The sequence below is a fragment of the Streptomonospora mangrovi genome (assembly GCF_027604915.1).
In the GTDB taxonomy this organism is placed as follows: Bacteria; Actinomycetota; Actinomycetes; order Streptosporangiales; family Streptosporangiaceae; genus Streptomonospora; species Streptomonospora mangrovi.
This window is the reverse complement of the sequence record NZ_JAJAQC010000067.1, coordinates 12,634-34,297: the sequence shown is the minus strand read 5'-3', so window position 1 is coordinate 34,297 and position 21,664 is coordinate 12,634. Positions and strand designations below refer to the sequence as shown.

At 75.7% G+C, this 21,664-nt stretch carries 13 protein-coding genes, 1 pseudogene and 1 riboswitch; of the genes and pseudogenes, 7 read left to right on the top strand and 7 right to left on the bottom strand.

Annotation, left to right across the window (positions count from 1 at the left end; genetic code table 11):
* Positions 1–5,674, top strand: a 5,674-nt coding sequence (locus LG943_RS25395) for an SDR family NAD(P)-dependent oxidoreductase (protein WP_270074899.1), incomplete at its 5' end; no start/stop codon positions are given.
* On the opposite strand, the gene LG943_RS25390 is transcribed toward LG943_RS25395, so the two are convergent.
* The gene (locus tag LG943_RS25390) at positions 5,671–7,941 is read right to left on the bottom strand and encodes an MMPL family transporter (RefSeq protein WP_270074898.1); all 2,271 of its coding nucleotides are present in this window, start codon (positions 7,939–7,941) and stop codon (positions 5,671–5,673) included. The genes LG943_RS25395 and LG943_RS25390 overlap by 4 nt on opposite strands.
* A 251-nt stretch (positions 7,942–8,192) precedes the next feature.
* On the opposite strand from LG943_RS25390, the gene LG943_RS25385 reads away from it, so the two are divergent.
* Positions 8,193–8,747, top strand: coding sequence for a MarR family winged helix-turn-helix transcriptional regulator (locus LG943_RS25385; protein WP_270074897.1), 555 nt, complete (start codon positions 8,193–8,195; stop codon positions 8,745–8,747).
* A gap of 135 nt (positions 8,748–8,882) precedes the next feature.
* Here the strand turns inward: LG943_RS25385 and LG943_RS25380 are convergent.
* The 3 genes and pseudogenes from LG943_RS25380 to LG943_RS25370 form a co-directional block, all read right to left on the bottom strand.
* Positions 8,883–9,968 (bottom strand): annotated as a pseudogene (locus tag LG943_RS25380) (ribonucleotide-diphosphate reductase subunit beta); the annotation flags it as partial.
* Between the two features lie 87 nt (positions 9,969–10,055).
* On the bottom strand, positions 10,056–12,527 hold the full coding sequence (locus LG943_RS25375) for a ribonucleoside-diphosphate reductase subunit alpha (protein WP_270074896.1): 2,472 nt from the start codon (positions 12,525–12,527) through the stop codon (positions 10,056–10,058).
* 159 nt (positions 12,528–12,686) lie between these two features.
* A riboswitch (cobalamin riboswitch) is annotated at positions 12,687–12,948 on the bottom strand.
* A 131-nt stretch (positions 12,949–13,079) separates the two neighbouring features.
* Positions 13,080–14,045: an EamA family transporter gene (locus LG943_RS25370; RefSeq protein WP_270074895.1), complete on the bottom strand. Its 966-nt coding sequence runs from the start codon at positions 14,043–14,045 to the stop codon at positions 13,080–13,082.
* A gap of 163 nt (positions 14,046–14,208) precedes the next feature.
* Between LG943_RS25370 and LG943_RS25365 the strand changes: the two genes are divergently transcribed.
* Positions 14,209–15,429, top strand: coding sequence for an arginine deiminase (locus tag LG943_RS25365; protein WP_270074894.1), 1,221 nt, complete (start codon positions 14,209–14,211; stop codon positions 15,427–15,429).
* 54 nt (positions 15,430–15,483) lie between these two features.
* On the opposite strand, the gene LG943_RS25360 is transcribed toward LG943_RS25365, so the two are convergent.
* The 3 genes from LG943_RS25360 to LG943_RS25350 are packed head-to-tail and all read right to left on the bottom strand — an operon-like array spanning position 15,484 to position 17,653.
* Positions 15,484–15,861, bottom strand: a complete 378-nt coding sequence (locus LG943_RS25360; RefSeq protein WP_270074893.1) for a hypothetical protein — start codon at positions 15,859–15,861, stop codon at positions 15,484–15,486.
* 47 nt (positions 15,862–15,908) lie between these two features.
* Entirely contained in the window at positions 15,909–16,715 is an 807-nt protein-coding gene (locus tag LG943_RS25355; RefSeq protein ID WP_270074892.1) for an ABC transporter permease, read from the bottom strand.
* Entirely contained in the window at positions 16,715–17,653 is a 939-nt protein-coding gene (locus LG943_RS25350; RefSeq protein WP_270074891.1) for an ABC transporter ATP-binding protein, read from the bottom strand. Before LG943_RS25350 ends, LG943_RS25355 begins: the two co-directional genes overlap by 1 nt.
* Positions 17,654–17,911: 258 nt before the next feature.
* Between LG943_RS25350 and LG943_RS25345 the strand changes: the two genes are divergently transcribed.
* The 4 genes from LG943_RS25345 to LG943_RS25330 are packed head-to-tail and all read left to right on the top strand — an operon-like array spanning position 17,912 to position 21,663.
* Positions 17,912–18,757 carry a helix-turn-helix transcriptional regulator gene (locus tag LG943_RS25345; protein WP_270074890.1) on the top strand — a complete coding sequence of 282 codons (846 nt, stop codon included), beginning with the start codon at positions 17,912–17,914 and terminating at the stop codon, positions 18,755–18,757.
* The gene (sufB, locus tag LG943_RS25340) at positions 18,757–20,169 is read left to right on the top strand and encodes a Fe-S cluster assembly protein SufB (RefSeq protein WP_270074889.1); all 1,413 of its coding nucleotides are present in this window, start codon (positions 18,757–18,759) and stop codon (positions 20,167–20,169) included. Before LG943_RS25345 ends, sufB begins: the two co-directional genes overlap by 1 nt.
* A gap of 2 nt (positions 20,170–20,171) precedes the next feature.
* The gene (gene sufD, locus LG943_RS25335) at positions 20,172–21,344 is read left to right on the top strand and encodes a Fe-S cluster assembly protein SufD (protein ID WP_270074888.1); all 1,173 of its coding nucleotides are present in this window, start codon (positions 20,172–20,174) and stop codon (positions 21,342–21,344) included.
* Positions 21,337–21,663, top strand: a complete 327-nt coding sequence (locus tag LG943_RS25330; RefSeq protein ID WP_270074887.1) for a non-heme iron oxygenase ferredoxin subunit — start codon at positions 21,337–21,339, stop codon at positions 21,661–21,663. Before sufD ends, LG943_RS25330 begins: the two co-directional genes overlap by 8 nt.
* Position 21,664 lies beyond the last annotated feature (1 nt).

The following is a 21,664-nucleotide window of genomic DNA, read 5'->3' as shown; positions in this document are numbered from 1 at the left end:
CGCGGTGATCGGGCACTCCCAGGGCGAGATCGCCGCCGCCCACGTCGCCGGCGCCCTCACCCTGGAGGACGCCGCCCGGATCGTCGCCGCCCGCAGCCGCCTGTGCGCCCCGCTCACCCCCACCACCGGGCTGCTCGTCGTCGCCCTGCCCCACGCCGACGCCGCCGCGCGCCTGCGCCCCTGGGGCCGGCGGCTCACCGTGGCCGCCGTCAACAGCCCCGAAGCCGTGGTGGTCGCCGGAGACCGGCCCGCCCTCGCCGAGCTGGCGGCGGCCTGCGCCGCCGAGGGCGTGGACACCCGCGAGGTCGGCTCCGCGTTCGCCTCCCACTCACCCCACGTCGAGCCGGTGCGCCGCCCGCTGCTGGACGCCTTCGCCGGGATCAGCCCGCGCCCGGCCGAGGTCCCGTTCCTCTCCACGGTGGAGGGCGCGGCCGTCGACGGAACCTGCCTCGGTCCCGAGTACTGGTACGCCAACCTGCGCCGCCCGGTTTTGTTCGAGGCGGCCGTGCGCGCCGCCGCCGACCTCGGCCGCGCCGTGTTCGTGGAGATCAGCCCGCACCCTGTCCTGCGCACCGCCCTGGCGCGCACCCTGGAGGCCGCCGGCCGTGAGGACGCGGCGGCCCGGGTGGTGGGCACCCTGCGCCGGGGCGAGGGCGGCCCCGCCGCCTTCACCGCCGCCCTGGCCGACGCCCACGTCCACGGCGCCGCGCCGTCGTGGCGGGCCGTGTACTCCGGCCGCCCGGCGGGCACCGTGCACCTGCCCACCTACGCCTTCCAGCACAGCCGCTTCTGGGCGGAGCGGCCGGCGGACGCGGACGCGGCGGCCGCCGCCGGGCTCGACACCGAACCGCACCCGCTGCTGGGCGCCGCCGTCACCGACGCGGCCACCGGCGCGCTCCTGCTGACCGGCGAGGTCGCCCCGCACCGGCTGCCCTGGCTGGCCGACCACGCCGTGGAGGGCGCGGCCCTGCTGCCGGGCACCGCCCTGGCCGACCTCGCACTGCACGCGGGCGACCGCGCCGACTGCCCGCACGTGCGCGAACTGGCCCTGCTCGCGCCCGTGCGGCTGCCCGAGCGCGGCCGCCTCCAGATCCAGGTCGGCGTGGCGGCGCCGGACGAGGACGGGCACCGGCCGGTGCGCATCCACAGCCGGCCGCGCGCCGCTGACGTGGGCGCCGGTGAAGGGGAGTGGACCCTGCACGCCGAAGGCGTGCTCGCCCCCGAGGCACCGCAGGAGGGGAGGGAGGGGGAGGGGCCGGCCCCCGCCGCGACCCGGCCGCCGGAGGGAGCCGTTCCGCTGCCGCTGGCCGACTGCTACGACCGCCTCGCCCGGCGCGGCTACCGCTACGGCCCCGCCTTCCGAGGGCTGCGCGCGGCCTGGCGCCACGGCGCCGACCTCTACGCCGAGGTGGCCCTGCCCGCCGACCGCCGCCCCGAGGCCCCCGGCTTCGCCCTCCACCCCGCCCTCCTCGACGCCGCCCTCCACCCCCTGCTGCTGGCCGAGGACACCGGCGCGGACGGCGGAGCCGGGCGTGCGCCCGACACGGCCCGCGAACCGGCGGTGCGCGTGCCGGGGGAGGACGCCGGTCCGGCCGGCTTCCCTGCGACCAGCAGCGCGGAACCCGCTTCGGCAGGGACCGGCGCGACCCCGGTTCCGGCCGAGGAGGACGCCTCGGGGGCGGCACCGGGTCCGGCGCGGCCGGCGGTGCGGATGCCGTTCGCGTGGGAGGGGGTGCGCCTGCACGCCGCCGACGCGGTCGCCCTGCGGGTGCGGCTGTCGCCGGCCGGTGACGGCGCGGTGCGCGTGGAGGCGACCGACCCGGACGGGGCGCCGGTCGTCACCGTGGAGTCGCTGACCTCCCGTCCCCTCGCGGAGTCGCCGGGCGGCGGCGCGGCCGGGCTCAGCGGTGCGCTGCTGCGCGTGGACTGGGTGCCCGTCGCCGTCCCCGAGCCGCTGCCCGCCCGGGAGTGCGCGTGCGTCGGCCCCGACACCGCGCTCGACGGCCTGGACCCCGAGATCGAGCGCTTCCCCGACCTCGCCGCGCTCCGCGCCGCCGTTGACGGCGGCCGACCGGTGCCGCGCACCGTGCTGCTCGCGCCCGCCGCGCCCGCCGTGGACGCGGAGGCCGTGCGCGCGGTCCTGCACCGCACCACCGCCGTGGTGCGCGACTGGCTCGCCGACGAGCGGTTCGCCGACTCCACCCTCGCCGTCCTCACCCGCGCGGCCGCCCCGACACCCGGGGACCTTGAGCCCGCACCGAGCGGGGCGCTGACGTGGCCCACCGCCATGCGGGAGGGCGCGGTCCCCACCGGTTCCGAGCATTCCGAAACCGCCGGCGGGCGGCTCGACCTGGCCGGGGCCGCCGTGTGGGGGCTGGTGCGGGCGGCGCAGAGCGAGCATCCCGGGCGGTTCGCGCTGGTGGACCTGCCGGCGGACACCTCGGACGCCCCGCCCGGACCGGTCCCGCTGCCGGCGGACACCTCGGACGCCCCGCCCGGACCGGTCCCGCTGCCGGCCGCCCTCGCCTCCGGCGAACCCGGGGTCGCCGTGCGCGGCGGGCGGCTGCTCGCGCCCCGGATGGTGGACGCCGCCGCCGGGGACCGGCTGCTGCCGCCCCACGGCGCGGCGCCCTGGCGGGTGGAGCCGCGCGGCGACGGCACCACGCGGCTGCGCGCGGTGGCCAACCCCGCCGCGAGCCGGCCCCTGCGCCACGGCGAGGTGCGGGTGTCGGTGCGCGCCGCCGGGCTCAACTTCCGCGACGTGATGACCACCCTCGGCGTCTTCCCCCGCCGCCACGACTTCGGCGCCGAGTGCGCCGGCGTCGTCACCGAGACCGGCCCCGGTGTCACCGACCTCCTCCCCGGCGACCGGGTGGCCGGCATCATGCACGGCTCCTTCGGCACCCACGGCGTGGCCGACCGCCGCCTCCTGGCCCGCGTGCCCGCCGCCTGGACCGACGTGCGGGCCGCCGCCGCGCCCGTGGCCTACCTCACCGCCTACCACGCCCTCGTCGACCTCGCCGCCGTCCGCCCCGGCGAGAAGGTGCTGGTGCACGCCGCCGCCGGCGGGGTCGGCCTCGCCGCCGTCCACCTCGCCCGCCACCTCGGCGCCGAGGTCTACGGCACCGCAAGCCACGCCAAGTGGCCCCTGCTGCGCGCCGCCGGGATCGCCGAGGACCGCATCGCCGACTCCCGCACCCTCGACTACGCCGACCGCTTCGCGGCCGCCGGCGGCGCCGGCCTCGACGTCGTCCTCAACGCCTTCACCGGCGCACACGTCGACGCCTCCCTGGGCCTGCTCGCCCCCGGCGGCCGCTTCATCGAGATCGGCGCCACCGACGTGCGCCGCCCCGAGGACGTCGCCGCCGCCCACCCCGGCACCGCCTACCGCGCCTTCCGGATCGACGCCCTGGCCCCCGAACGCCTCCAGGCCGCGCTCGCCGAGGTCGTCGCCCTGCTCGACTCCGGCGCGCTGCCCCACCTGCCCGCCGCCGCCTGGCCGCTGCACCGCGCCCACGACGCGTTCCGCCGCCTCCAGCAGGGCCGCAGCACCGGCAAGCTCGTGCTGCGGCCCCCGGCGCCGCTCCACCCGCGCGGCACCGTCCTCATCACCGGCGGCACCGGCCGCCTCGGCGCCCTCACCGCGCACCACCTGGTGCGCCGCCACGGGGTGCGCCGCCTCGTGCTGGCCGGCCGGCGCGGCGACCGGGCGCCCGGCGCCGGCCGCCTGGCCGCCGAGCTGGCCGACCTGGGCGCCGAGGTCCAGGTGCGCGCCTGCGACGCCGCCGACGCCGACGCGCTCGCCGCCCTGCTCGCCGAGATCCCCGCCGACCGCCCCCTGACCGCCGTGGTGCACGCCGCCGGCGCCCTGGCCGACTCCGTGGTCGCCGACCTCACCCCCGAGCGCCTCGACCGCGTGCTCGACGCCAAGGCGCGCGCCGCCTGGAACCTGCACACCCTCACCCGCGACCGGGGCCTGGCCGCGTTCGTGCTCTACTCCTCGGCCGCCGCCGTCCTCGGGCCGCCCGGCCAGGCCGGCTACGCCGCCGCCAACGCCTACCTCGACGCCCTCGCCGAGCACCGCCACGCCCTCGGCCTGCCCGCCACCTCGATCGCGTGGGGCCTGTGGGCCGCGCGCAGCGAACTGACCGCCGGCCTCACCGCCGCCGACCTGGCGCGCATGCGCCGCCTGGGTGTGGCCGGGCCGCTGTCCACCGAGCGCGCACTGGAGGCGCTGGACACCGCTTTGGCCTCCGGCGCCCCCCACCTGCTGGCCCTGCCGGTGGACACCGCCGGGCTGCGCGCGGCGGCGCGGCGCGCCGGCACCGTGCCGCCGCTGTTTCGCGCGCTGGTCCGCCCGCCCCGGCGCGGCGCCGCCCAGGGCGCCGAGCCCGCCGGACCCGCCGAGGCGGCCCGGCGCGCCCAGGCCGCCCGCGCGCCCGGCGAGCGCCGCGCCGCCCTGCTCGACCTGGTCCGCCGCGCGGCCGCCGATGTCCTCGGCCACCCCGACACCGCCGCCGTCGGCCCCGACCACCGGTTCCTGGAACTGGGCATCGACTCCCTGACGGCCGTCGAGCTGCGCAACCGGCTCGCGGCGGCCACCGGCCTGCGGCTGCCCGCCGGCCTGGTGTTCAGCCGCACCACGCCCGCCGCCCTGGCCGACCACCTCGCCGAGCAGCTCGCCAACCCGGCGGCAGCCCCCGGCGCCGCGCCCGCACCTTTCGGCGGGCGCGCCGAATCCCGCGCGGACGCCGGCGCGCCCTCCGCCGCACCGGACGCCGCCGCGCCTCCCGCGCCCGCCCCGGCCCCCGGCGCCGCGCCCCCGGCCTCCGGCGACGACGGGGTGGTGGCGCTGTTCCGCCGCTCCTGCGCCACCGGCCGGACCGCCGAAGGGCTGGACCTGCTGCGCGCCGCCGCCCGGCTGCGCCCCGTCTTCGAGACCCCCGCCGACCTCGGCGCCCCGCCCGAGCCCGTGCGCCTGGCCCCGCCCGCCCCCGGCCGGCCGCGCCTTATCTGCTTCCCGTCGCTGGTGATGATCTCCGGCGCCCACGAGTACGCCCGCTTCGCCGCCGCGCTGCGCGGCCGCCACGAGACGGCGGTCCTGCCGCACCCGGGCTTCGCCGCCGGCGAGCCCCTGCCCGGCGGCGTCGAGGCGGTGGTGGAGGCCCAGGCCGACGCGGTGCTGCGGGTGTGCGGCGCCGACCCCGGCGTGCTGGTGGGCCGCTCCTCGGGCGGCTGGATCGCCCACGCCGTCGCCGAGCGCCTGGAGCGGCGCGGCCACCGCCCCGCCGGGCTGGTCCTGCTGGACACCCCGCTGCCGGGCGCCCCGGTCCTGCTGCCCATCATCGAGACCGGGATCATGGCCCGCGACGCCGAACTGGACCTGGCCGACGCCGCCCGCGCCACCGCCATGGCCGGCTACCTGGACCTGTTCGCCGCATGGGCGCCGCGCAAGGTCACCGTGCCCACCGCCCTGGTGCGCCCGGCCGCCCCCGTGCCCGACCGGCGCGGCGCCCCCCAGGACGCCGCACTGTGGCACTTCACCTGGCCGCTGCCCCACGACGCCCTCGACGTCCCCGGCGACCACCTCACCATGCTGGAGGGCCACGCCGGGGCCACCGCCGCCGCCGTGGCCGCCTGGACCGCCCGCGCGGCCCCCGGCGCCGGCTCCTAATCCGCCGCAGGACCCGGCGGGACCCGCGCCGGCGCGCGGCGGGACAGGCGGCTCGGCCACCACGTGGCGCGGCCGATGTCCAGCGCCAGCGCGGGCACCAGCAGCGACCGCACCACCAGGGTGTCCAGCAGGACGCCGAACGCCACCAGGAACGCCAGTTGCAGCAGGAACAGCACGGGCAGCACCGCCAGCGCCGCGAAGGTCGCGGCCAGCACCACCCCCGCCGAGGTGATGACCCCGCCGGTGACGGTGAGCGCCCGCAGCACCCCGGCCCGGTTGCCCACCCGCACCGCCTCCTCGCGGGCGCGCGTCATCAGGAAGATGTTGTAGTCCACCCCCAGCGCCACCAGGAAGACGAACGCGAACAGCGGCACCACCGGGTCGGCGCCGGGCAGGCCCAGGACGTGGTTGAACACCACCGCGCCCACCCCCAGCGCCGCCGCGAACGACAGCACCGTGGTGCCCACCAGCAGCAGCGGCGCCACCACCGACCGCAGCAGGACCACCAGCACGGCCAGCACCACCAGCAGCACCAGCGGCACCACCACGGCCAGGTCGCGCTGGGCGGTCTCCACGGTGTCCAGCAGCACCGCGTCGGGCCCGCCGACCAGGGCGCTCGCCCCCGGCACGGCGTGCACCTCGGCGCGCAGGCTCCGCACGATCTCCACCGCCCGCGCCGACTCCGCGGGCGCGGCGATGTCGGCCTCGACCAAAATTCGCCCGTCCACCACCCGCGGTTCGGGGGCCGGTGCGCCCGGAGTGCCTTCTGCGCCCTGGACACCGGGCGGGGGGCCGTCGCCCTGGGCGCCGGCGGGCGGTCCCTGCGGCCCCTCGCCCTCGGGGTAGACCGGCCGCGCCGCGCTCACGCCCTCGACCCGCTCGGCAGCCGCGACGATGTCCTCGGCCCGGCCCACGTCGGCGACGATGACGGCCGGGGTGGCGGCGGCGTCGGTGCCGAACCCGCGCTGAAGCACCTCCTGCCCCGTCACCGCCTCGACCTCGGTGCGGAAGATGTCGCTGGTGGAGGTGCCCTCGGCCTGGAAGGTCGGCACGAAGGCGGCCCCGGCGACCAGCACCAGCGCGGTGGCCAGCCAGGTGGCGCGCGGCCGCCGGCCCACCAGGTCGGCCACCCGCGCCCACACCCGGTGCCGGGCGCGCCCGCCGCCCTCGCCGGCCTCGCCGGCCGCACCGCCCGCGGCCTCCGCCGCGCCGGCGGCGGCCTGCGGCCGGTGGCGGGGCAGCACCGGCCAGAACGCCGCCCGGCCCAGCAGCAGCAGGACCGCCGGCAGGAAGGTCAGCGCCGCCACCAGCGCCGCGCCGATGCCCAGCGCCGCCACCGGCCCCAGGCTCCGGTTGGACTCCAGGTCGCTGGCCAGCAGGCACAGCACGCCCAGGATCACGGTGCCGCCCGAGGCCAGGATCGGCGCGGCGGTGCCGCGCACCGCCGCCGCGAGCGCGTCGAGGGGCCGCCGGTGCTCCACCAGGGCCTCGCGGTGGCGGGCCACCAGCAGCAGCGCGTAGTCGGTGCAGGCGCCCACAACCAGGATGAACAGGATGCCCTGGCTCTGGCCGTTGAGCACGATCCACCCGGCTCCGGCGGCGGCGTGGACCACGGCCGCCGCCAGCGCCAGCGCCAGGACCGAGGCCGCGACCACCACCAGCGGCAGCAGCGGCGAGCGGTAGACCGCGACCAGGATCACCAGGACCGCCGCCAGCGCCACGGCCAGCAGGGTGCCGTCGATGCCCGCGAAGGCGGCCGAGAGGTCGGCGGCGAACCCGGCCGGCCCGGTCACGTGGACGTCGGTGCCCGGCCCGGTGGCGGAGTCGGCCAGCAGGGCGCGCAGGTCCTCCACCGCGGCGGCCGCGTCGGCGTCCTCGCTCAGCGGCACGACCAGTTGCGCCACGTCCTCGTCCTCGGTGCCGGTGAGGGGGCCCACCACCGGCCCGTCCACGTAGTCGGCCCCGGCGATGGCACGCGCGTCCTCCTCCACCTGGGCGGTGTCCACGCCGCCGGGCGCGGAGTAGGCGACGAACGCGGGCGCGCCGCGCTCCTCCACGAACTCCCGCTGCACCTCGTCGACCTCGGTGGACTCCGCGTTGAGCGGCAGGAAGGCGGACTGGTCGTTGCTCTGCACCTCGCTCAGGCGGCCCACGAAGGAGCCCAGCGGGCCGGCGCCGGCGATCCAGGCGACCGCCACCACCAGCGCGAGCGCGGTCCACAGGCGGGGTCGGCGGCGGCGGGGCCGCGAGGGTGTCTCGGCTGTCATGCGGGGTCTCGGCCTTCCGTGGGAGTCGGGGGCGCCCGGGAGCGGGGCGCCGCTGTGGACGACTGCCCCGATATTAGATAGAAAACCAAGTAACTCGATAATCGAGGAAATTTTGCGCGGTGCGCGACCCGCCCCGCCCCGGTCCGCCGCCCCCGCCCGCGCAGGTCCTAGACTCACGATTCGACCCCACCCGCACCCGCGCGGCCCGCCGGACCCCGGCCCGCCACCGCTGCGGCGGCCGAAGGAGCACGATGGACACCGCACCGGGCGAGGACGCTCCGGGGACCGGCCCGGCCCCGCGCCCGCGCGGCGAGCTGTACACCGCCATCCGCGGCGACGGCCAGCGCCTGGCCGCCGGGCTGATCCGGCTGTTGCACGCCATGTCGGCCGAATCCGACCTCAACCCCACCGACTTCCAGTGCTTCGCCCTGCTGCGGGTGGGCGGCCCGATGACCCCCGGCGAGATCGCCCAGAGCCTGCGGCTGACCACCGGCTCGGTGACCGTCGTGGTGGACCGCCTGGCCGAGCGCGGCCTGGTGCGCCGCGACCGCCATCCCGAGGACCGCCGCAAGGTCGTCGTGCGCCTGGCCGAGGGCGCCGCCGGCGCGGGCGTCCACGGCGGCGGGGTGCCGATGGGGCTGGCCGAGGCCATGACCGCCCTGCACGGCCGCTACAGCGAGGCCGAGCTGGAGATCATCGACGACTGGCTGGCCCGCGCCGGCGCCGTCCTCACCGAGGTCGCCGCCGGGATCGGCGGCGAGCGGCGGCGGGCGCGCCGCCGGCCGGAGGGTCCGGCCTCCGCCTGAGGCCCGCTCCGGCGCACCCGCCCCGCGCGGCGCCACCCGCCCGCACCACCGCCGCCGCCCGCGCCCGACCCCCGACACGCGCGGGGCCGCCGGCGCGCACGCGCCGGCGGCCCCCAGGGCGCTGCCCTACGGCGGTCAGTCCCAGTCCAGGCCGCCGCCCGACTGGTACTCGATCACCCGGGTCTCGAAGAAGTTCTTCTCCTTCTTCAGGTCCATCAGCTCCGACATCCACGGGAACGGGTTCTCGGCCTGCCCGAACAGCGGCGCCAGCCCGATCTGCTCGGCGCGCCGGTCGGTGATGAACCGCATGTACTCCTCGCACAGCTCGGCGTTGATCCCCAGCACGCCGCGCGGCATGGTCTCCCGGCCGTAGGCGACCTCCAGCTCGCACGCCTCGGCGAGCATGGTGCGCACCTCCTCCTGGAACCCCGGGGTCCACAGGTGCGGGTTCTCGATCTTGATCTGGTTGATCACGTCGATGCCGAAGTTCAGGTGGATCGACTCGTCGCGCAGGATGTACTGGTACTGCTCGGCGATCCCCACCATCTTGTTGCGCCGCCCCAGCGAGAGGATCTGGGCGAACCCGGTGTAGAACCACATCCCCTCGAACACCACGTAGAACGCCACCAGGTCGCGCAGGAACGCCTGGTCGGCCTCCGGCGTGCCGGTGGCGAACTCGGGGTCCTCCAGGTTGCGGGTGTAGCGCAGCGCCCAGGCGTCCTTCTCGGTGATCGAGGGGACCTCCCGGTACATGTTGAACAGCTCGCCCTCGTCCAGCCCCAGGCTCTCGCAGATGTACTGGAAGGTGTGGGTGTGCACCGCCTCCTCGAACGCCTGGCGCAGCAGGTACTGCCGGCACTCGGGGTTGGTGAGGTGGCGGTAGACCGCCAGGACGATGTTGTTGGCCACCAGCGACTCCGCCGTGGCGAAGAACCCCAGGTTGCGCTTGATCATCAGCCGCTCGTCGGCGGACAGCCCGTCGGGGGACTTCCACAGCGCGATGTCGGCCTGCATCGCGACCTCGCTGGGCATCCAGTGGTTGTTGCAGCCGGCCAGGTACTTCTCCCACGCCCAGTGGTACTTCAGCGGCAGCAACTGGTTGACGTCGGCGCGGGCGTTGATCATCGCCTTGTCGCCGACGCTCACCCGCGCGGCGGCGCGCTCGATCTCGCCCAGGCCGGTGGCGGGGGACTCGTGCAGGCTGGTCATCGTGGTCGGTTCTTCCTCGTCGTTGGCGGTCTCAGCGGTGGGACGGGCCGGTGCGGCGGGCGCGGCGCGCGCAAGCGGGCGCGCGCCCGCCGCGCGCGGCTACTGGCAGGCTTCGCACTCGGGGTCGTCGATGGCGCACGCCGCGCCCTCGGCCGCCCCGGCCGGCACGGCGCCGGGGGAGGGCGCGGGCGCGGCCGGTGCCGCCGACACCGCGTTCAGCCGGCCGTCGGTGCCCTTGAGCGTGCTCTTCTCCACGTGCGTGGCGCTCTGGGACCGCAGGTAGTAGGTGGTCTTCAGGCCCGATCGCCAGGCGCGGCGGTAGAGGGCGTCCAGCTTGCGCCCGCTGGGCTCGGCCATGTACAGGTTGAGCGACTGCGCCTGGTCGATCCACTTCTGCCGCCGCGACGCCGCGTCGACCAGCCACACCGGGTCGATCTCGAACGCGGTGGCATACAGTTCCTTGAGGTCGGCGGGCACCCGGTCCACCCGGCCCAGGCTGCCGTCGTGCAGCTTCAGCGCCGCCACCATCTCCTCGTCCCACAGCCCGCGCTCCTTGAGGTCGCGCACCAGGAACGGGTTGACCACGGTGAAGTCGCCCGACATGTTCGACTTCACGTACAGGTTGCGGTACAGCGGCTCGATGGACTGCCCCACGCCGGTGATGTTGGCGATGGTGGCGGTGGGCGCGATGGCCATCACGTTGGAGTTGCGCATGCCGCCCCGCACCCGCTCGCGCAGCCCCGACCAGTCCAGCCGCGCGGTGCGGTCCACGTCGAGGTCGCCGCCGCGCGCCTCCGCGAGGTCGGCCAGGGAGTCGATCGGCAGCACGCCCCGGCTCCACAGCGACCCCTCGAAGGTGGCGTAGGCCCCGCGCTCGGCCGCCAGGTCGGCCGAGGCGCTGATGGCGTGGTAGGAGATCAGCTCCATGCTGGTGTCGGCGAACTCCACCGCCTCGGGCGAGGCCACCGGCAGCCGCAGCGTGAACAGGGCGTCCTGGTAGCCCATCAGGCCCAGCCCGATCGGGCGGTGGCGCATGTTGGCCCGCTCGGCCTCGGGGATCGTGTACAGGTTCACGTCGATGACGTTGTCCAGCATCCGCACCGCCGTGCGCACCGTGCGCTCCAGCCGGGCGGTGTCCAGGCCTTCAGGGGTGACGTGGCGGGCCAGGTTCACCGAGCCCAGGTTGCACACCGCCACCTCCTCGGGGCTGGTGTTGAGCGTGATCTCGGTGCACAGGTTGGAGGAGTGCACCACCCCGGTGTGGCGCTGGGGCGAGCGCAGGTTGCAGGGGTCCTTGAAGGTGATCCAGGGGTGGCCGGTCTCGAACAGCATGGTCAGCATCCGCCGCCACAGGTCCACGGCGCGCACCCGCCGCCACACCGCGACCTCCCCGGCCTCGGCCGCGCGCTCGTAGGCCTCGTAGCGCTCGGCGAACGCCGCGCCGTAGAGGTCGTGCAGGTCGGGCACCTCGTCGGGGGAGAACAGCGTCCACTCCGCGTCGGCCTCCACCCGGCGCAGGAACAGGTCGGGCACCCAGTTGGCGGTGTTCATGTCGTGGGTGCGGCGCCGCTCGTCGCCGGTGTTCTTGCGCAGGTCGAGGAACTCCTCGATGTCGATGTGCCAGGTCTCCAGGTAGGCGCACACCGCGCCCTTGCGCTTGCCGCCCTGGTTGACCGCCACGGCGGTGTCGTTGGCGATCTTGAGGAAGGGCACCACGCCCTGGCTGGAGCCGTTGGTGCCGCGGATGTGGGCGCCGATCCCGCGCACCGGGGTCCAGTCGTTGCCCAGGCCGCCCGAGTACTTCGACAGCAGCGCGTTGTTGCTGATCGAGTGGAAGATCGACTTCAGGTCGTCCTCGACCGTGGTCAGGAAGCACGACGACAGTTGCGGCCGGGGCGTGCCGGAGTTGAACAGCGTCGGCGTGGAGCACATGAAGTCGAACGACGACAGCAGGTCGTAGAACTCCACCGCGCGGGCCTCGCGGTCGTCCTCGCCCAGGGCCAGCCCCATGGCGATCCGCATGAAGAACGCCTGCGGCAGCTCGTAGCGGGTGCCCCGGTGGTGCAGGAAGTAGCGGTCGTAGAGGGTCTGCAACCCCAGCAGGGCGAACTCCAGGTCGCGCTCGGGCCGCAGGGCCGCGCCCAGGCGCGCCAGGTCGAAGTCGGCCAGGCGCGGGTCGAGCTGGCCCAGCTCCACCCCGCGCGCCACGTAGGCCGCCAGGTAGCCGGGGTAGCGGGCGGGCATGTCGTCCTGCCCGGCGGCGTCGGGGCGCCCCGCGACGAACGTCAGCGCCTCGCGGCGCAGGGTGTCCAGCAGCAGCCGGGCCGCCACCCGCGAGTACACCGGGTCGGCCTCCACGAACGCGCGGGCCGCCATCACCAGCGCCTCGTCCACCTCGGCCGCGCTGATGCCGGGGTAGAGGGCGCGCCGCGCCTCGGCGACCACCGGGGCGGGGTCGGCCCCGGGCAGACCGGCGCACGCCATCGCCACGGCCGCCGCCACGCGCTCCCCGGGCTCGGCCGGTACGGCGGTGGGGCGCGCTGCGGCAAGCGGTGCGGTGTCGAGGGTCATGGGTGGCTCCAACCTGGTTGAACACGGGTCCGTGGGGACCGGCGGAGGGTCGGAGCGCACGCGTCCGCGCGGCCGCTCTCCGGGGCGCGGTGGCGCACCCGGGGCACGGCGGACGAGCACGGCGGCCCGCCCGCGAGGCCCCGTTGCGGTGCGCGCCGACGGGCGCGCACACCGGTGGCAGGTCTTCGGACTCGCGGGCGCGGGGCGGCGGTGCGCGCCACCCCTCCTAGGCCGCCGCTTCCCGGCGCGTGAGGCGCCAGTGCGTCATGGCGGCGTTCGGCGGCGCCGCGCCGGCCCCCTGGGGAGGCGCGCGCGGTGCCGTTTCCCGCATACCGCTGCGGGGCAGTCCCGGATTCGCACCGGGTTCCCTCTTGCCTCACCGGAGCAGCCGCCCCGGTGAACCACCAGCGCCCGAGATACTACATGTTGTGCCTGGGGTTCGCGACAACCGCAATCCGTGGAGTGTCGCTGCGCGACGGGGCGGCGGGGGAGTGGTAGGAGCCCAGCCCGAAGCGGCGGAGGCGCCCCCTCCGCCCGCACGCCCGCGCGCGGCTAGCCGGGGCCGGGCGACCCGGTGCCGCCGCGGTTTTCGGGCGCGCCGCCGCCGGGCGCCCCGGGTCCCTCAGGACGCTCAGGCGCCTCGGGCGGCGCCGGGCGCCGGGTGGCGCCCGCGCTGGCCGCCACCACGCAGGCGATCGCCAGCCACTGCCAGCCCGAGAGCCACTGGCCCAGCAGCGCCATGCCCACCAGCGCCGCCACGGCGGGCTCCAGGCTCATCAGGATCCCGAACACCCGGGGCGGCATCCGGCGCAGCGCCTGCAACTCCAGCGTGTAGGGCACCACCGAGGACAGCAGCCCGATCGCCAGGCCCAGCAGCAGCAGCCGGGGGTCCAGCAGGGCGGCGCCGCCCTCGGCGATCCCGGCCGGGGCCACCAGCACCGCGGCGACCGCCCCGGCGATGGCCAGCCCCGACATGCCCGAGAACCGGCGCCCGGTCGCGGCGCTGAGCAGGATGTAGGCCGCCCACATCGCCCCGGCCAGCAGCGCGAACAGCACCCCGCTCAGCGAGACAGCGCCGTCGCTGCGGCCCAGCAGCAGCACGCCGGCGCCCGCCAGGCCCACCCACAGCAGGTCCACGCGCCGCCGCGACCCGGCCACCGCCACCGCCAGCGGCCCCAGGAACTCGATGGTGACCGCGATCCCCATCGGGATGCGGGCGAACGCCTGGTAGATCGCGAAGTTCATCACACCCAGGCTGACGCCGAAGCCCACCGCCACCAGCCAGTCGGCCCGGCTGCGCCCGCGCGGCGAGGGCCGCGCCAGCGCCAGCAGCACCAGCGCCGAGGCCAGCAGCCGCAGCCACACCACCGCGCTGGGCGGCAGCACCTCGAACAGCCGACCGGCGATCCCGGCGCCGGCCTGGAGCGAGACGATCCCCACCAGCACCAGGCAGGTCGGCGGCACGGAGTCGCCGGCGGTCCTCAGCAGGGCCGCCCAGCCCGGCGCCCTTCCCCACATCGGGTCATTGGATGAACCCACCGCCGCGTTCGTGCTCACGGGCGCCCATCCTACGTACGCGGCTCCGCGCCCGCCCCGAGGTTTCGGCGCCCGGAAGGGACGGAATGCTCACATTCGCCACCCGCCGCCCGGCGAGCGTGGCCCCAGCGAACGGAGGGCGCCCATGGTGTTCTCGGTGACCTCCGAGACCGGCCGGCTCAAGCAGGTGATCGTGCACCGGCCCGACCTCGAACTGAGCCGCCTCACCCCGTCCAACAACGACGCGCTGCTGTTCGACGACGTGCTGTGGGCCCAGCGCGCCCGCGAGGAGCACGACGCCTTCACCGCCCTGCTGCGCGCCCGGGGCGTGCGCGTGCACCTGTTCGGCGAGCTGCTGGAGGAGGCGCTGGCGCTGCCCGAGGCCCGCGCCCACGTCCTCGACAGCGTCCTGGACGAGCGGTTCTTCGGCCCCATGGCGGTGGACTCCCTGCGCGCGGCGTTCGAGGCCATGGACTCCGCCACCCTGCGCCGGTTCCTCGTCGGCGGCATCACCAAGGCCGAGCTGCTGGAGCGCATGCCCGAGCCCAAGTCGGTGTGGTTCCACACCCTGGACCCCCACGACTTCGTGCTGACCCCGCTGCCCAACCACATGTTCACCCGCGACACCTCCTGCTGGATCGGCAACGGGGTGTCGATCAACGTCATGCGCAAGAAGGCCCGCCGCCGCGAGACCATCCACTACGAGGCGGTCTACCGCTGGCACCCCATGTTCGCCGCCGAGCCGTTCGAGCTGTGGAACCCCGGCCGGGCGTGGGGGCCGGCCACCATCGAGGGCGGCGACGTCATGCCCATCGGCAACGGCTCGGTGCTGGTGGGCCTGAGCGAGCGCACCCGCCCCCAGGCCGTGGAGCTGCTGGCCCACGAGCTGTTCGCGCGCGGCGGCGCCCGGCGGCTGCTGGGGCTGTGGATGCCCAAGGCGCGGGCCATCATGCACCTGGACACCGTCATGACCTGCGTGGACGAGGGCGTGTTCACCAAGTACGCCGGGCTGGGCATGCTGCCCTCCTACACCATCGAGCCCGGCGACACCGACAAGGAGCTGAAGGTCACCGACCACCCGCCCGAGGACATGCACCGCGCCATCGCCGAGGCGGCCGGCCTCGACGACATCCGGGTGCTCACCCCCACCCAGGACGTGTTCAGCTCCGAGCGCGAGCAGTGGGACGACGGCTGCAACGTCTTCGCCCTGGAGCCGGGCGTGGTGGTGGCCTACGAGCGCAACGCCACCTCCAACGCCTTCCTCAGCGCCAACGGGGTGGAGGTGCTGCCCATCAGCGGCAGCGAACTGGGCCGGGGCCGGGGCGGCCCGCACTGCATGACCTGCCCGCTGGAGCGCGCCGACTGACACCGCCCGCGCGCGGCCGCGCGGAGTCTCCCGGAGCCTCGGCGGGCGGCGGGCTCAGTCGGGGGGAGCGGCGGCGGGGCCCGCCGCCACCCCGGCGGGGGCGTCACCGGCAGCCGCCGCGCGCGGCCGGCGCGGCACGGCCCCGGCCACCGCCGCGACGGCCATCAGCCACGCCAGCGCCTCCACGGCCGGCTGGAGCAGGATCATCACCAGGCCCACGGCGCTGTGCCCGCCCACGCCCGCGCCGACCTGCACCAGCAGCCAGGCCACCGGCAGCGCGGCGGCGGCGAGCTGGACGGCCAGCGCGCCCCACATCAGCCGCGCCCCGGGCGGGCGGCGGCGCGCCAGCACGATCGCGCCCACCGCGCCCACCACCAGCGGCGGCCCCAGCGTGCGCACGATGGCCACCCACGGCATCCCGATCAGCTCCACGGGGCGATGCTAGCGCCGAGCGCGCCCGCGCCCGCACGCCCGCGCGCTCACTCCCAGCGGAAGAACCGCCCGGCCAGCGCCGCGCCCGCGGCCGCCCACACCGCCAGCACCGCCACGGGCGCGAGCGCCGGCGGCGCGCCCTCGGCCAGCACCGACCGCAGGCCCTCGGCCAGCGCGGTGATGGGCAGCGCCCCCACCGCCGACTGCGCCGCCTCGGGCAGCAGCTCCACCGGGAACACCACGCCGCCGGCGCCCAGCAGCACCACGTAGACCAGGTTGGCCGCCGCCAGGGTGGCCTCGGCCCGCAGGGTGCCGGCCATCAGCAGCGCCAGCGCGCTGAAGGCGGCGGTGGCCAGCAGCACCAGCAGCACCGCGTAGGCCACCCCCGCCGGGCTCAGCTCCGGGCGCCAGCCCAGCGCGGCGGCGGTCGCGCAGATCAGCACGGCCTGGAGCGCCTGCACGGCCAGCACCGCCAGGGTCTTGGCGGCCAGCAGCCCCACGCGCGGCAGCGGGGTGGCGCCCAGCCGCTTGAGCACCCCGTAGCGGCGCTCGAACCCGGTGCCGATCGCCTGGCCGGTGAAGGCCGTGGACAGCACCGCCAGCGCCAGCACGCCCGGCGCCAGGAAGTCCACGCGCGGCCCCGGCCCCAGGTCCAGCACGGGCGTGGCGCTGAAGCCCACGAGCAGCAGCAGGGGGATGACCATGGTCAGCAGGAGCTGCTCGCCGTTGCGCAGCATGATGCGCAACTCCATGCCGGCCTGGGCCAGCACCATGCGGTGCGCCGGCGCGGCGCCCGGTGCGGGGGTGAACACGCTCTGGGCGGTGTCGGTTGTCACGGTTGCCTGTTCGGTCATCAGTCGCGCAGTTCCCGGCCGGTGAGTTCGAGGAAGACGTCCTCCAGGCCGCGCCGGCGCACCCGCAGCCCTTCGGGACGCACGCCGTTGGCCGCGCACCAGGTGCTGACGGCGGCCACGATCTCGGGCCCCGCGCCCTCGGGGGTGTCGCCGGCCACGGCGTACTCGGCCGCCGGGCCGGTCCCGCGCCGCTCCACCGCCGCGCCGGGCGGCAGCGCCGCCGCCAGGGCGGCGGTGTCCAGCGGCGCGGCGCAGGTGAAGACGAGTTCCTGGCGGGAGTCGGTCAGCTCGGCCACGCCGCCCTGGGCGACGACGCGGCCGTGGTCGATGATCACCACGTGGTCGGCCAGGTGCTCGGCCTCGTCCATGTGGTGGGTGGTCAGCACCACGCCCACGCCGCTGCGGCGCAGTTCGGCGATGAGGTCCCAGGTGGCCCGGCGCGCCTGGGGGTCGAGCCCGGCGGTGGGCTCGTCCAAAAACACCAGTTCGGGGCGGCCCACCACGGCGGCGGCCAGCGACAGCCGCTGCTGCTGGCCGCCGGAGAGCCGGCGGAAGGGGGTGGCGGCGGCCGAGACCAGGCCCAGCCGCTCCAGCAGGAGGTCGGGCGGCACCGGGCGGGCGTGGAAGGCGGCGACCAGGCGCAGCCACTCGCCGGCGCGGGCGCCGGTGGGCACCCCGCCCGACTGGGGCATCACGCCCACGCGGGGCTTGAGCGCGGCGGCGTCGGCCACGGGGTCCAGGCCCAGCACCCGCACCCGGCCGGAGTCGGGGCGGCGGAAGCCCTCGCAGGTCTCGACCGTGCTGGTCTTGCCCGCGCCGTTGGGGCCCAGGAGCGCGGTGACCGCGCCGCGCGCGGCGGAGAACGACAGGCCGGCCACGGCCGTGGTGGGGCCGTAGCGCTTGACCAGATCGACTACCTCGACCGCGGGCGACTCCATGTCCACCGAGTCTAGGGCGGCCCCGGCGCACCCCCGCACCGGCTCGGTGTCCCCGGGTGCGGCGCGGCGGGGAAGGGGGATCGGTGCGCGGCGGCCACGGGGCGGCACCGCGCCCGCACGGGCGGTGGCCGGCGCCGCGCGGCGGCGCGCGACCCGCGCTAAGGCTAGCCTCGCCTGGGTGATCAAGGGCATGATGTGCCGGTCAAGCGGCGTTTGCCCACCGGGACTTATTTACGCCACACTGATGTTGTGAAAAACATGGGTAACCCGCAGCAGGCCGAGGACGGCGCCCCGCCGGGCGCCCCGCGGCCGTCGGCGGGTCCCGAACGGGGTGCCGAGCAGGGCACGCGCGCGCGGGTGGCGCGGCTCATCCTCGAACACGGCCCCATCACCGCCACCACCCTGGGCGAGCGGCTGGGGCTCACCCCGGCGGCCATCCGCCGCCATCTCGACAACTTGATGAGTGAGGGCATGGTCGAGGCCCGCGAGCACCGCTCCCGCGGGCGGCGCGGCCGGGGCCGCCCGGCCCGGGTCTTCGTCATCACCGAGGCCGGGCGCGACGCCTTCGTCCACGGCTACGACGACCTCGCCGCCAGCGCGCTGCGCTTCCTCGCCGAGAAGGCCGGCCCGCAGGCGGTCGCCGAGTTCGCCCGCCGCCAGGTGGCCGACCTCGAACGCCGCTACCGCCCGCTGCTGGCGGAGGTCCCGCCCCAGCAGCGCGTGCGGCTGCTGGCCGAGGCCCTGTCCAACGACGGCTACGCCGCCTCGGCGGGCGAGGCCCCGGCACCCGGCGGCGGCGACCAGTTGTGCCAGCACCACTGCCCGGTGGCCCACGTCGCCACGGAGTTCCCCGAGCTGTGCGAGGCCGAGGTCGAGGTCTTCGCGCGGCTGCTGGGCACCCCGGTGCGGCGGCTGGCCACCATCGCCCACGGCGACGGCGTGTGCACCACGCACGTCACCCCGCGCGACCTCGCCGCGGCCGATCCCCGTCCCGCCGGGGCCGCCGCCGGGCCGCACGGCACCGAGAAGAACACCCGCACCGCCACCCACCGGGAGCGGGCCACATCCCGAGAAGGACGTCTGAGTCCAGGAGGATCCGCGTAATGACGTCTACCGCGCACCCCGAGCTCGAAGGGCTCGGCACCTACGAGTACGGCTGGGCCGACCGTGACGAGGCCGGTGCCTCCGCTCGGCGCGGCCTGAACGAAGAGGTCGTCCGCGACATCTCCGGCAAGAAGAGCGAGCCGGAGTGGATGGAGAAGCTCCGGCTGAAGTCGCTGCGGCTGTTCGAGAAGAAGCCGCTGCCCGACTGGGGCGCCGACCTCTCCGGCATCGACTTCGACAACATCAAGTACTTCGTGCGCTCCACCGAGCAGCAGGCCACCTCCTGGGAGGAGCTGCCCGAGGACATCAAGAACACCTACGACCGGCTGGGCATCCCCGAGGCCGAGAAGCAGCGCCTGGTCGCCGGTGTCGCCGCGCAGTACGAGTCCGAGGTCGTCTACCACCAGATCCGCGAGGACCTGGAGGAGCAGGGCGTCATCTTCCTCGACACCGACACCGCGCTCAAGGAGCACCCCGAGCTGTTCCAGGAGTACTTCGGCACGGTGATCCCGCCCGGCGACAACAAGTTCGCCGCGCTCAACACCGCGGTGTGGAGCGGCGGGTCCTTCATCTACGTGCCGCCGAACGTGCACGTCGAGATCCCGCTCCAGGCGTACTTCCGCATCAACACCGAGAACATGGGCCAGTTCGAGCGGACCCTGATCATCGTCGACGAGGGCGCCTACGTCCACTACGTCGAGGGCTGCACGGCGCCGATCTACAAGTCGGACTCCCTGCACTCGGCCGTGGTCGAGATCATCGTCAAGAAGAACGCCCGCTGCCGGTACACCACCATCCAGAACTGGTCGAACAACGTCTTCAACCTGGTGACCAAGCGCGCCGTGGCCTACGAGGGCGCCACCATGGAGTGGATCGACGGCAACATCGGCTCCCAGGTCACCATGAAGTACCCGGCGGTCTACCTCATGGGCGAGCACGCCAAGGGCGAGACCCTGTCCATCGCCTTCGCCGGCGAGGGCCAGCACCAGGACACCGGCTCCAAGATGGTGCACTGCGCCCCCAACACCTCCTCGACCATCGTGTCGAAGTCGGTGGCCCGGGGCGGCGGCCGCGCCTCCTACCGCGGCCTGGTGCAGGTGCAGGAGGGCGCCGACCACTCCAAGTCCACGGTCAAGTGCGACGCCCTGCTCATCGACACCATGAGCCGGTCCGACACCTACCCCTACAACGACATCCGCGAGGACGACGTGGAGATGGGCCACGAGGCCACCGTCTCCAAGGTCAGCGAGGACCAGCTCTTCTACCTGATGAGCCGGGGGCTCGACGAGGACGAGGCCATGGCCATGATCGTCCGCGGTTTCGTGGAGCCCATCGCGCGCGAACTCCCCATGGAGTACGCGCTGGAACTCAACCGGCTGATCGAGCTTCAGATGGAAGGAGCGGTTGGTTAAGCATGGCCAGCCCCAACCTCGGAATCCGAGAGCACTCCCACGGCGCCGGCGAGATCCCGATCTCGCGCCTTGACGTGCACGGGTCCTTCGACCCGCAGAGCTTCCCCGTGCCCACCGGGCGCGAGGAGGAGTGGCGGTTCACCCCGCTGCGCCGCCTGCGGGGACTGCACGACGGCCGCACCATCGCCGACGGCGTGGTGGGCGTCGAGATCCAGGCGCCCGGCGAGGTCCGCGTGGAGCGGGTCGACCGCGACGACCCCCGGGTCGGCGCCTCGTTCCTGCCCAACGACCGCGTCAGCGCCCTGGCCTGGGACAGCTTCCCGCAGTTCGGCCAGGCCAACGTCATCACCGTGCCCAAGGGCACCGAGGCCGGCGCGCCGGTGTTCGTCAAGGCCACCGGCACCACCCACGGCGACGCCTACGGCCACCTGGTGGTCCGGGCCGAGCCCCAGTCCTCGGCCACCGTGGTGCTGGAGTACGCCGGCTCGGCCGTCTACGCCGACAACGTCGAGTTCGTGGTCGAGGACGGCGCCAGCCTGACCGTCGTCAGCCTCCAGGACTGGGACCGCGACGCCGTCCACGTGTCGCACCAGTTCGCCACCGTCGGCCGCGACGCCCGGTTCCGCAGCTTCGTGGTCACCCTGGGCGGCGACCTCGTCCGGCTCTCGCCCAGCGTCCGCTACGTGGGCACCGGCGGCGACGCCGAGCTGCACGGGCTGTACTACACCGGCAAGGGCCAGCACCACGAGCACCGCTCGCTGATCGACCACAACGAGTCCAACACCCGCAGCCGGGTGGAGTACAAGGGCGCGCTCAGCGGCGAGGACGCCCACGCGGTGTGGATCGGCGACGTCATCATCGGCGAGGGCACCTCGGGCACCGACTCCTACGAGCACAACCGCAACCTCGTGCTCACCGACGGCACCCGGGTCGACTCCGTGCCCAACCTGGAGATCTTCACCGGCGAGGTCGAGGGCGCGGGCCACGCCAGCGCCAGCGGCCGGCTCGACGACATCCACCTGTTCTACCTCCAGTCGCGCGGCATCCCCGCCGACGAGGCCCGGCGGCTGGTCATCCGCGGCTTCTTCCAGGAGCTGATCAACCGCATCGAGGTCGCCGAGCTGCGGGAGCGCATCATGGCGGAGGTCGAGGAGAAGCTGGCCTCCCATGAGTAGCGGATTCACCAAGGTGTGCCGGCTGAGCGACCTCCCCGAGGAGGGCGCGCTGGGCGTGGAGGTCGGCGAGACCCCGGTGGCCGTGGTGCGCAGCCAGGGCCGGGTGCACGCCATCAGCGACATCTGCTCCCACGCCGAGGTCAACCTCTCCGAGGGCGAGGTCGAGGACGGCACCATCGAGTGCTGGCTGCACGGCTCCTGCTTCGAGCTGGCCTCCGGCAAACCGATCAACCCGCCGGCCACGCGCCCGGTGGCCACCTACGCAGTGCAGATCGACGGCGACGACGTGCTCGTCTCGCTCGAAACCGAGAATGGCTGAT